The 12,204-nt window shown below is 69.9% G+C and carries 6 protein-coding genes; 4 read left to right on the top strand and 2 right to left on the bottom strand.

Translation table 11 applies throughout. The features are described 5' to 3' along the window. Positions 1-24: 24 nt before the first annotated feature. Positions 25-576: a hypothetical protein gene (locus AAW13_RS03845; RefSeq protein WP_046729139.1), complete on the top strand. Its 552-nt coding sequence runs from the start codon at positions 25-27 to the stop codon at positions 574-576. 170 nt (positions 577-746) lie between these two features. Here the strand turns inward: AAW13_RS03845 and AAW13_RS03840 are convergent, their stop codons facing one another. Further along, entirely contained in the window at positions 747-1,154 is a 408-nt protein-coding gene (locus AAW13_RS03840) for a hypothetical protein (RefSeq protein WP_052768534.1), read from the bottom strand. Between the two features lie 604 nt (positions 1,155-1,758). Here AAW13_RS03840 and AAW13_RS03835 point away from each other — a divergent pair. Together AAW13_RS03835 and AAW13_RS03830 are read left to right on the top strand one after the other, a co-directional pair. After that, the gene (locus AAW13_RS03835) at positions 1,759-2,850 is read left to right on the top strand and encodes a lytic polysaccharide monooxygenase auxiliary activity family 9 protein (protein WP_046729138.1); all 1,092 of its coding nucleotides are present in this window, start codon (positions 1,759-1,761) and stop codon (positions 2,848-2,850) included. Between the two features lie 375 nt (positions 2,851-3,225). After that, positions 3,226-6,495, top strand: a complete 3,270-nt coding sequence (locus AAW13_RS03830; protein ID WP_046729137.1) for a GH92 family glycosyl hydrolase — start codon at positions 3,226-3,228, stop codon at positions 6,493-6,495. Between the two features lie 58 nt (positions 6,496-6,553). Here the strand turns inward: AAW13_RS03830 and AAW13_RS03825 are convergent, their stop codons facing one another. Next, positions 6,554-10,294: a GH92 family glycosyl hydrolase gene (locus tag AAW13_RS03825; RefSeq protein ID WP_046729158.1), complete on the bottom strand. Its 3,741-nt coding sequence runs from the start codon at positions 10,292-10,294 to the stop codon at positions 6,554-6,556. A 423-nt stretch (positions 10,295-10,717) separates the two neighbouring features. On the opposite strand from AAW13_RS03825, the gene ngcE reads away from it, so the two are divergent. Further along, positions 10,718-12,193, top strand: coding sequence for an N-acetylglucosamine/diacetylchitobiose ABC transporter substrate-binding protein (ngcE, locus tag AAW13_RS03820; protein WP_046729136.1), 1,476 nt, complete (start codon positions 10,718-10,720; stop codon positions 12,191-12,193). Positions 12,194-12,204: the final 11 nt, after the last annotated feature.

Raw genomic sequence — 12,204 nt, 5'->3', positions numbered from 1 at the left:
CTCGGGACACGAAGGGAGCCACCCATGGTCACGTACGACAAAGTCCCGCCCACCTGTACGTCCGACATCCTCTTCGTCGGGCCCGCGGCCATCCGTGCGACCAGCAAGACCGGCATCTTGTCGCTGAACATGGACCTGATAACCAAGGGCTACTCGGACACGTACTTCGAATGGGCCTCGCTGTACCTCCAGATCCTCACCCCCGACGTGCTGATCGTCCCGCATCCCGACAACAACCCCACCGGGGAATGGTCCCTGTGGGCGGGAGGCGATTGGAAGCCGATCTCGCATGTGCCGGTGCCACCGGAGGGGCCGGAGACAACTGTGCCGCCGCCGGCCGACACGGCCACGGACTACCTGCGGTTGAGGAACCCCCACATTCACCTGCTTCGCGACAAAACGGGCCTCATCGACGGCAAGACGCACTATGTCGGGCTGAGGGGCATGCCTGACGACGGCACGTTGGAGTTGAACGCCTGGGCCGATGCTCTCAACGTCGCTGCGGCAGCGAAGAGTTGCGAGATCCACATAGCGGACTTCAAGAAGGGCGACACGCTGCCGCCGTATCTGGACTGATCCGGACGCCGGTCGGCCTCAGCGACAGCGGCGGGTGCGCGACAGCCCCGGCGTCGGCCTCGGGTATGAGGCCGTACACGGAACAGGAAAACCCGGCGGTCCGGACGTCGTCCGGGCCGCCGGGCAGGTCGTCGACGGCCGACGCCGTCGGGGAATCGGCTGTCGGGGGATCAGTCGTAGGGGTTGATCGACACGCCCGACGAGTTGCAGTTGTCGAAGGTCGTGTCGCGGCAGACCGTCACCCCGAGGCTGTGGATGCCGCCTTCCAGGCTGCCCGACAGACTGCTCCAGGTGCTGGTGGTGCCGCAGCCGCTGGAGTTCCAGTGGTTCGGGAACTGGAAGCCCGGCGCGGTGACGTGGAAGTACACCGGGTGGGCGTCACAGGAGGTGTCACTGAGCTTCACGTTGCGCAGGGTGAACGACTCCGAACCGGTCCAGTCGACGGTCAGCGAGACGGACGCCCCCGTGGTGCTGGCGCTGAGCGGCTGGTTGTCGGCGGCGTTGGCCGTGCCCGGCGTGAACCCCAGGGCGACGGCCGCGAGGCCGGCGGCGACGGCGGTGATCCCGCGCTTCTTCATGGTTCCTCCCGTGTGTTCGGGCGAGGCGCTTGCCCTCGCCGTGGTGCGGTGCGGCGGCTTCGGTGCCGCACCGTCGGTTCCGTCGAGGGCGGCGGCGCGGTCCTGGAGGCGTCGGGACGCAGGTCCCCGCCACCTCACCGACGACCCCCGCTGGTCCGGCGGGGATCTCACCGTTCGGCCTCGGCCCGGCCCCGGTGCCCCGGTGGCCTGGCGGCAGAAGGCTTTCGGGGCGGTCCGCCGCCCGCCAAGGGGATCCGGGCACCCTGGGAGGGCGGGATGTCGGCAGCGCTCTGACCTGCGGCGTCGCGGAGCCGCCGGGACGCCGCTGGGACGGCGGGCCGTACTTCCCGGTCGCCGGGCGGGGCGGTACGGGTGTCCCGGGTCCACGGACCGGATGCCGCGTCACGACCGGAACGGTGCGTCCCTTCCACACCGTTTACAGCCGCCCCCGTCCGCGCTAGCTTCACAGAAGAGCGGGATGGGAGCGCTCCCATGTGCCGGCGGACCGGAACCCGCCGGCGCGCCGGGCGCGCTCCCGTCCCGCCGTCAGCACCCGACCCGCGCACGACCGTTCACCCCACACAGAGGCTGAAATGTCATGCATATGACAATCAACGGGCATCCCTACCGCCCGGGAATCCCCCGATTACCCCTTCCGACCCGGGGCCGCGCCCTCTTCCTGACCCTTCTCGCGCTTCTCACCACCGTGCCCGCCCTGGCGCTGATCCTGGCCGCGGGTGCCCCGGCCCAGGCCCATGGCACGCCCATGAAGCCGGGCAGCCGGACCTTCCTGTGCTGGCAGGACGCGCTCACCGACACCGGCGAGATCAAGCCCGTGAACCCGGCCTGCAAGGCGGCCCAGCAGGTCAGCGGGACCACACCGTTCTACAACTGGTTCTCCGTGCTCCGTTCGGACGGCGCCGGCCGCACCCGCGGCTTCGTCCCCGACGGGGAGCTGTGCAGCGGCGGCAACCCCAACTTCACCGGCTTCGACCTGCCCCGCGACGACTGGCCGGTCACCCACCTCACCTCGGGCGCGACCGTCGACTTCTCCTACAACGCCTGGGCGGCGCACCCGGGTTGGTTCTACGTCTACGTCACCAAGGACGGCTACGACCCGACCCGGCCGCTCACCTGGGACGAGATGGAGGACACACCGTTCCTGACCGTCGACCACCCGCCGCTCAACGGCAGTCCGGGCACGGTCGAGGCCAACTACTCCTGGACCGGGCAGCTTCCGGCGAACAAGACCGGCCGGCACATCATCTACATGGTGTGGCAGCGCTCGGACAGCACGGAGACCTTCTACTCCTGCTCGGACGTCGTCTTCGACGGCGGCAACGGCGAGGTCACCGGCATCCACGACCCGGGCAACCCCACCCAGCCCCCGCCCGGCACGTGCACCGCCACCCGGACCACGACCAACAGCTGGCCCGGCGGCTACCAGTCCGAGGTCACCGTCACCAACAGCGGTGACGTGGCGATGCTCGGCTGGATGGTCGACTGGACGCTGCCGGGCGGCCAGTCGGTGGCCAGCCTCTGGAACGGCAACGCCACCTACGGCGGACAGGACGTGATGGTCCACAACGCCGACTGGAACGGCTCGCTGAGTCCCGGGCAGAGCACGACGTTCGGCTACGTCGTCCAGGGCGACGGCGGGGACAGCGCCACCGACCTGCCCTGTCAGGTCGGTTGACGTACGGGATCCGCTCTGGGCGGACCCGGTGTCGGTGCACACCGGGTCCGCGAGCCGGGCAGGCGAGGGGGGTGGGCGGCCTGTCCGGATGGGGGTTGCTCGAAGTGCTTCTGGCCGTGCTCGCGTTGCTGTGCGGCTTGTGTCGGTCCCGTGACGGGCGACAACGTTGTCTGATGGTCTGTACATGACTCTACCGCCCCAACCGACAACGATGTCAACCCACTTCGGGTAGCCCGACCGGGTGAACCCCGCCCCCGGACTGCCGACGGCACCCGGCGCTCGCGGTCTTCCGTGCTACCGGTGGCGCACGTTACTGTCCCTGCGGCTTGTGCGACCTGTGGTGCGCGACCCGTCCGGAGGAGGAAGGGCCGCGTCATGCGTTTCCGACCCATGTCCCTGCTGCTGGCCGCGGTACTCGCGACCGGCGGGGCCACCCCCGCCCTCGCGGCGACCGCGACCGCACCACCCGAACTCGTCAAGGACCCCACCGCGTACGTCGATCCGCTGATCGGCAGCAAGAACGGCGGGGACACCTTCCCGGGCGCCGTCGTGCCGTTCGGCATGCTCTCCTGGAGCCCCGAGAACACCAGAGGCGACGCGACCAGAACGGCCGCGCCGGGCGGGTACCAGTACGACGCCACCCGTATCCGCGGCTTCAGCCTCACCCACATGTCCGGCACCGGCTGCGCGGGCGGCAGCGGCGACATCCCGTTCTTCCCGTACGCGGGCGAGGTCACCTCGTCACCCGCGAGCGACACCAAGGACGCCGTCTACGCCTCGGACTTCAGCCACACCGACGAGACCGCCGAGCCCGGCCACTACAAGGTGGGCCTGGCCTCCGGGGTCACCGCCGACCTCACCGCGACCGCCCGCACCGGCTCGGCGCGGTTCGGCTATCCCGCCGACAAGCCCGCCTCGCTCCTCGTCCGCACCGCCAACTCCGAGGTGGGCTCCGCGGATTCGACGGTCACCATCGACCCGGACACCCGGACCGTCTCCGGCTCGGTCACCTCCGGCGACTTCTGCGGCTACCTCGATCCCGAGGGCCGACGCGCCTACTACACCCTCTACTTCACCGCCCGCTTCGACCGCGCCTTCGCCGCGACCGGCACCTGGCAGGACGACAGGCTGAGCCCGGGTTCGACCAGCGCGTCCGGCGGCACCGGCGGTTTCGCCACCGGTGGACGGCCCGTGGCGGGCAAGGGGGCCGGCGGGTACGTCGAGTTCGCGCCCGGCAGCGGGCCGGTGAACGTCAAGGTCGGCATCTCGTACGTCAGCCGGGCCGCCGCCGAGGCCAACCTCAGGGCGGAGAACCCGCCGGGCCGCTCCTTCGACGCCGTCCGAGCCGCGGCCCACCGCGCCTGGCGCGACCGCCTGGGCGCCGTCCGGGTGGGCGGCGGCACCGACGCCGAGCGCACCACCTTCTACACCGCGCTCTACCACTCGCTCTTCCACCCGAACGTGATCAGCGACGCCGACGGCCGCTACCGGGGCAGCGACGACGAGGTCCACCGTGTGGGCCGCGGTCACCGGGCCCAGTACGGCACCTTCTCCGGCTGGGACGTCTACCGCGACCAGGTCCAGCTGCTGACCCTGCTCGACCCGCGCACCGGCTCGGACGTCGCCCAGTCGCTCTACGAACTCGCCCGGCAGAACGGCGGCACCTGGGACCGCTGGCTGCACGGCGCCAAGGGCACCCACGTGATGAACGGCGACCCCGCGCCGACCGCCCTGGCCGGCATCCGCGCCTTCGGCGGCACCGGCTTCGACCTGAAGGGCGCGCTGGCCTCCCTGGTGCGGGCGGCGACGGTTCCCACGGCCCAGGACCTCTCCGCGGCGGGCAAGCCGGTGCTGTCCGTGGGCCAGCGCCCGTCCCTGGACAAATACCTGGACAAGCACTACATGCCGGCTGTCTCCAACGCCTGGGGCGGCGCCGCCGAGACCCTCGAGATGTCGACCGCCGACTTCTCCCTCTCCCAACTCGCCGCGGCAGCGGGGGAGAAGAGCACGGCGACCGTCTTCGCCGACCGCGCCCAGTGGTGGCAGAACAACTTCGACATCGCCGCCGACCCCACCGGCGGCTACATCGCCAACCGCAGGGCGGACGGCAGCTGGGTCACCGGCTTCACCCCGGCCACCGGCAACGGGTTCGTGGAGGGCACGGCCGCCCAGTACACCTGGATGGTTCCGCACGACCCGGCCGGTCTCTTCGCCGCGATGGGCGGCACCGACCGGGCCCGCGCCCGCCTCGACGCCTTCTTCCACGACAGCGACGGCGGCTGGGCCTTCACCGGCAGCGGCGGCGACAAGTCCGAACTCGACAACGAGCCCTCGATCAACGTGCCCTACCTGTACGACTACGCGGGCGCCCCCTACAAGACGCAGGAGACCGTCCGCGCGGCGGTGACCTCCCTGTGGTCGACCGGCCCGGGCGGCATCCCCGGCAACGACGACCTGGGCGCGATGTCCGCCTGGTACGTCTTCTCGGCGCTCGGCATGTACCCCCAGGTCCCGTCCCGCGCCGAACTCGTCCTCGCCTCACCCCTGTTCGAGCGGGTGGAGATCGACCGCCCGGACGGCAACGACATCTCCGTACGGGCCCGGGGCGCCGCGTCGGGCGCCCCGTACGTCCAGTCCCTGAAGGTCGACGGCCGTACCAGCGACCGTCCTTGGCTGGACAGCTCGTTCGTCCGCGACGGCGGCCGGCTCGACTACACCCTCTCCGCCACCCCGAACCGCACCTGGGGCACGGCGTCCCCGCCGCCGTCCTTCCGGCAGGGTGAGCAGCCGTACCAGATCGGCGTCGGCCCGACGGCCGCGACGCTCGCCCCGGGCGACAGCGCGCAGGTCGACATCCGGGCGCTGTCCCTGACCGGCGGCACCGGCCCCGAGGTCCGTTTCCGCGTCGAGACCCCGGACGGCGTCACGGCCACCCCCGCCGAGGGCACCGTGACCGACGGCTCCCAGCGGATCACTCTCGCCACCACCCCCGACACCCCCCAGGGCCACTACGACGCGCGGGTCACGGTGACCTCCGCCGACAGCTCCTACGCCCAGCCGGTCGCCCTGACCGTGGCCGCGCCCGGCACCCTGCTCGCGGCCTACGACAACACCGGGGTCTCGGACGACTCCGGAGACCACGCCGAGGCCGACTTCGACGGCGGCGGCTGGAGCTACTCCCGCCAGGCCCTCGCGGCGGGCGGTCTCACCGCGGGCGCCCAGGGCACGGTCGACGGCCTGGCCTTCACCTGGCCGGACGCCCCCGCGGGCCGCCCCGACAACGCGACGGCGAACGCCCAGACCATCGAACTCCCCACCCCCGCGGCCAGGCTGTCGTTCCTCGGCAGCGCCACCAACGGCAACCAGTCCGCCATGGCGACCGTCACCTACACCGACGGCACCACCGGCACGGTCGGTCTCTCCTTCACCGACTGGACCATCGGCGGCGGAGGCGGCTCGGTCCAGTACGGCAACGAGATCGTGGCGAGGAGCGCGTACCGCAACGTGGCGGGCGCGGACCAGGACCCGGTGGCCACCTATGTCTTCGCCACCGAGCCGTTCACCGCGCCGGACGGGAAGACCGTCAGGAGCGTCCGGCTGCCCGACAACGGCGACCTGCACGTGTTCACCCTCGCCACCGGCTGAGAACGGAGAGGGGGCGGGCCCGCTTCGGGCCCGCCCCCGGTCCTGCCGTGCCGTGGCCTCAGGCCAGCAACTCCACCTCCGCCAGCGTCGATTCACCGTCCAGGACCAGCCGGTAGTGCGCGTACGTCCCGGGCTGCTGGACGGTGAACGCCCTGGTCTGGAGGTCCCAGTCGAAGGTCTGAGCCGTCCGCCGGTCCACCGTCCGCCAGTCGGTGCCGTCCGTCGAGGCCTGAAGGGTCCAGCCCGTCGGGGCCTTGGCGTGGTCCGACGGTGAGGTGAGCGTGTACTGGATCCCCTTGACCGGCCCGGTCGCCGGCAGGTCCACCGACGCCACCGTCTCCTGGGTGGCCGACGTGTTGTCGAACAGGGCGCCCTGAGGCTTCAGGACGTCCACGCGCGGCGCCGGGACCTTGTCGTCCTGGGTGATCGAGACCGGACCGGCGTTCCTGCCCGTGCCCCAGGCCGACGGCTCGGGGCCCATCGCGAAGTCGATCGTCCCGCCCTGGGAGACGAGGGAGTGGGGGAGCGAGGTCGAGTTCCAGGTGCGGCCGTCGACCCGGACGCCCTGGACGTAGACGTTCCCGGCGCTGTTGCGCGGCGCGCGGATCACCAGGTCGCGGCCGTTCTCCAGGTGGACGGTCGCCTTCTTGAACAGCGGGGAGCCGATCGAGTAGTCGCCGCTGCCCATCACCAGCGGGTAGAAGCCGAGGGCCGAGAAGAGGTACCAGGCCGACTGCTCGCCGTTGTCCTCGTCGCCGTGGTAGCCCTGGCCGATCTCGCTGCCGACGTAGAGCCGGGAGAGCGCCTCCCGGACGTGGGCCTGCGCCTTCCAGGGCTCGCCGGCCGCGTCGTACATGTAGATCACGTGGTGGGCGACCTGGTTGGAGTGGCCGTACATGCCCATCCGGACGTCCCGGGCCTCGGTCATCTCGTGGATGACCCCGCCGTAGGAGCCGACGAAGTCGGGAGAGGCCGTCTCGGGCGTCGCGAAGAACTCGTCGAGCTTGTCGGCGAGGCCGGACCGGCCGCCGTACAGGTTGGCGAGGCCCCGGCTGTCCTGGGGGGCGGTGAAGGCGTAACCCCAGCCGTTGGTCTCGGTGTAGTCGTAGCCCCACACCCGCGGGTCGTACGACGACGAGTCCACCCGCCACCTGCCCTGGGCGTCCTTGCCCTGGAAGAAGCCGGCCCCGGAGTCGAAGAGGTTCACGTAGTCCCGGGCGCGGTTGAGGAAGTAGTCCGACTCCTCCTTGTACCGCTTCTCGCCCGTCTTCTTGTAGAGCGCCTTGCCCATCTCGGCGATGCCGTAGTCGTTGACGTAGCCCTCCATCGCCCAGGACAGGCCCTCGCGGGTGTCGTCGCTGGTGTAGCCGAGGAAGGGGGAGGTGGACATGCCCTTGCGGCCGACGCCCGAGGACGGCGGTACCACCGTCGCGTTCTTCACGGCCGCGTCGTAGGCCGACTCGGCGTCGAAGTGCACGCCCTTGACGTAGGCGTCCGCGAACGCCACGTCCGAGGAGGTGCCGGTCATCAGGTCGGCGTAGCCGGGGGAGGACCAGCGGGAGGTCCAGCCGCCGTCCTTGTACTGCTGGACGAAGCCGTCGACCATCTCGCCCGCCTGGGAAGGCGTCAGCAGGCTGTACGCCGGCCAGGTCGTCCGGTACGTGTCCCAGAACCCGTTGTTGACGTAGACCTTGCCGTCCACGATCTTCGCGCCGGTGTGCGTCGGGGTGTCCTGGCTGGTCATCGGGGAGAACGGGGAGGCGTACTGGTCCTTCGAACCGACCTTCTCGAAGCCGGAGTTGGGGTACAGATACAGCCGGTACATGCTGGAGTAGAGGGTGGTCAGCTGGTCGGCCGTCGCGCCCTCCACCTCCACCTTGCCGAGCAGCCGGTCCCAGACCCGCTGGGCGCGTGTCTTCACCGTGCCGAAGGAGGTGCCGTCCGGGATCTCCTGGCGCAGGTTGTCCTTCGCCTGGTCGACGCTGATCAGGGAGGTGGCGAGGCGGAGCGTCACGGTGTGGTCGTCGCCCGCGTCGAAGCGCAGGTAGCCCTTCACCCCGCTGGAGTCGCCACCGGTCACCGGCTTGTCGAAGACGCCGTAGACGAAGAGGCGGGTGGCGCCGGTGGACAGGCCGGACTTGACGTCCGAGTAGCCGGTGACGACCCCGTTCTCCTTGTCGAGGGTCAGGCCGGCCTGCTCGGTGACGTTGTCGAACACCACGCTCGCGTCCGTGCCCGGGTAGGTGAAGCGGAGCGCGGCCGCGTGGTCGGTCGGCGCTATCTCGGCCTTCAGCCCGTTCTCGAACCGCACCCCGTAGTAGTAGGGCCGGGCGGTCTCGTTCTCGTGCCGGAAGGCCAGTTCGCGTGCCTCCCGGCCGGTGTCCGGGGTGCCGGCCGCGACCGAGGGCATCACCTGGAAGGTCTGCCGGTCGCCCATCCAGGGGCTCGGCTCGTGGCTGGCGCTGAACGCCTGGATCGTGGGCAGGTTGGCGTCGTTGTTGGCCCGCGCGTACTCGTACAGCCAGCTGAGCGAGGACGCGTTGGTCACCGGCGTCCAGAAGTTGAAGCCGTGCGGCAGCGCCGTCGCCGGGAAGTTGTTGCCGCGCGAGAAGCTGCCGCTGGAGTTGGTGCCGCGGGTGGTCAGCGCGTAGTCGGACAGGTGCGCCCGGGGCCTCTCGGGGGCCACCGGCCTCAGGGACACGTCGTCGATCCAGCCGCGGAACCTCGCCGGGCCCGCGGGGGAGTCGTACCCCACCAGGATCCGGTCGACCGTCCGGCCCGCCGCGACCGAGCCGATCTCCGACGAGACGTCGTTCCACTGGTTGACGTACAGCGCCTTCGACGCGCCCTGCCCGCGCGGGGAGAGCGTGAACCCGTGCTGGTCCACTGCTCCGAGCTCGCTCAGGTAGGTGCCGTCGGTGAAGGCCAGGTCCACCGACACGTCGGTGGCGTCGTAGTCCCGGTCGCCGTCGGCCATCGAGGGGAAGATCCGGTACGACAGCCGGGTGTCGCGGCCGACCTTCACGTCCACGTCGAAGACCTTGTTGTACGAGTACGCGCGGCCGGTCGAGGTGTGCCGGCCGGCGTAGCGCAGCGCGTGGGTGCCGGTGAACCCGGCCCGCGCCTTCGCGGTGGGGGAGCCGTTCGGCCCGTGGTCGACCAGCGAGAGCATGTCCTGCGGCACCGGGCCGCCGCTGCCGCCCGTGGAGAACTGGACGTCGGCGATCTGGAGGATGTCCGGGGCGCCGTTGTTCTTCGTGACGTCGAGCCGGAAGTGCTGGTACTCGGCCGGCGCGGAGAGGTCGTACGACTTCGTCTGGAACCGCTCGGAGAAGGACTCGTCGGTCCGGGTGTCGAGGGTCTTCCAGTCCTTGCCGTCGGTCGAGCCCTGGAGGGTCCAGTCCTTGGGGTCGCGCTCGTCGTAGTCGTTGGCCGAGGTGAGGGCGTACGTCACGAGCTTGACGGCCTTGTCGAAGTCGAACTCCACCCAGCCGGTGGGTGCGAAGGTGAGCCACTTGGTGCCCGACTCGCCGTCGGCCAGGTTCTCCTTCACCTCGCCGGCGCCGGTGTTCTCGCCGCTCGCCCGCAGATCGGTCACGTGGTCGGTGACGTTGCCGGGGATGCCGGTGCTGTAGCCGCCGTCGACGCCCGAGGCGCGCGGGGCGCCCGTCGGGTCCGTGTCTACGGTGTCCGTCCAGTCCGGTGCCGGATCGCCGGACTCGAACGAGGACGCGAACCGGGTCGTGGCGGCCGGCGCCTCGGCGGGCAGGGCGACCGCGGCCTGGGAACTCAGCGCCATGACCACGGCGGCCGTGATCACGACCGCCGTACCGGATCTGTGTCCTGTTCTTCGCTGCGTCTTCCGCTGCATCAAAACGGGTACCCTCCCTGCCACGTGAGACAACGTTGTCAGCTGACTGGCGCAGGAACCAGTAGGTGGTCAAGTGGCCGGTGATGTCAAGGGTGTTGGCTGCGGCATTCAGGGGGCTATGTCGCGTCTTTTTCCGGCAAGGCGTACACAGGTCGCTCATATTTCCGAGAGGTCTCAACTAGGAAAAGACCAGCGGCGAACCTTGCATTCGATCTTGCCCCGCTGGCGGGAAGTGGACTATACCTGTCGGCGTTTCCCGCATGACTTCCTGCATGACCCAGCACTACCCGACCGCGGTGCCGGGAGGATCCGGTTCACCGCCTGAGTCCTGGAGAAGGCGAGGACTTGAGCATGGGATCCACTTCCGCAGCGAGCCACGGTTCCGATTCCGCGGCGACCCCCGGTTCCGAGGGTGTCGGCCGCCGCGATCTGATCAAGCGGTCCGCCGCGCTCGGCCTGATTTCGGTCCCCACCGTCGGATTCCTCTCCGCCTGCGCCAGCAGCGGCGGTGGCGGCCAGTCCAAGGACAATGCGGGCAAGAAGACGGCGAAGAACCCGCTCGGCGTCAACGAGACCGCGCAGCTGGAATTCGTCCTCTTCGACGGCGGCTTCGGCAAGGAGTACGCCCAGGACGCGGTGAAGATCTACCAGAAGGACTTCCCGAAGGCCAAGGTCAAGTTCTCCGCCACCCAGAAGATCCAGTCCACCCTCCAGCCCCGCTTCAACCAGGGCACCCCGCCGGACCTCATCGACAACTCCGGCGCCGAGCAGATGGACATGGGCGTGCTGGTCGGCAAGAACCAGCTGGCCGACCTCACACCGCTGCTCGACGCGCCGTCGTACGACGACCCGAACAAGAAGGTGCGCGACACGCTGCGCCCCGGCATCGTCGAGATGGGCCAGTTCGACGGCGACCCGGTCTGGATCATGTACTACGCCTACACGGTCTACGGCGTCTGGTACTCCCAGAAGGCCCTGGACTCGCTGGACGCGGAGTACCCGCAGACCTGGGACCAGATGATCGCCGTCTGTGAGAAGGCCAAGAAGAAGGGGATGGCCGGCTGGACCTACGCGGGCAAGTACCCGTACTACATCCCCTTCTCGCTCTACCCGATGATCGGCAAGGTCGGCGGCGTGGAGGTCCTGAACGCGATCGACAACCTGGAGCCGAACGCCTGGAAACACCCGGCCGTCAAGGCGTGTTTCGAGGCGTACTACGAGCTCTACAAGAAGGGCTACATCCTCAAGGGCACCCCGGGTCTCGACCACATCCAGTCGCAGACCGCCTGGGCGCAGGGCAAGGCGCTGTTCATCCCGAACGGCTCCTGGGTGGAGAACGAGTCGGCGAACGTCATCCCCGCCGACTTCAACCTCGCGGTCTCCGCGCCCACCGGCATCGACAAGAGCGACAAGATGCCGTTCGGCACCATCTGGGCCTCCGGCGGCGAGCCGTTCATCGTCCCGGCCAAGGCGAAGAACGCCGAGGGCGGCATGGAGCAGCTGCGCATCATGCTCAGCGAGGCCTCCTCCAAGAACTTCACGTCGAAGGTGAAGTCGCTGACCGCCTACAACGGCGGCACCGACGGCATCACCCTCACCCCCGGCCTCACCTCGGGTGTGGCCGCGCTGAAGCTGGCCGGTTCGAACGTGGTCAACCCGCGGCTCCAGGACTGGTACGTACAGCTCCAGAAGGAGAAGATCGGTGTCGCCGGTCTCGGCGAGATGATGGCCGGCCGGCTGACCCCGGCGGAGGCCATCAAGAAGATCCAGGGCTTCGCCGACGAGGCGGCCAAGGACACCTCGATCAAGCACTACAAGCACCAGTAACCGACGGACCT

Source organism: Streptomyces humi, from assembly GCF_001005085.2.
GTDB classification, from domain to species: Bacteria; Actinomycetota; Actinomycetes; order Streptomycetales; family Streptomycetaceae; genus Streptomyces; species Streptomyces humi.
Note: the sequence above shows the minus strand (reverse complement) of the source record. Positions and strands in the feature narration are given on the sequence as shown.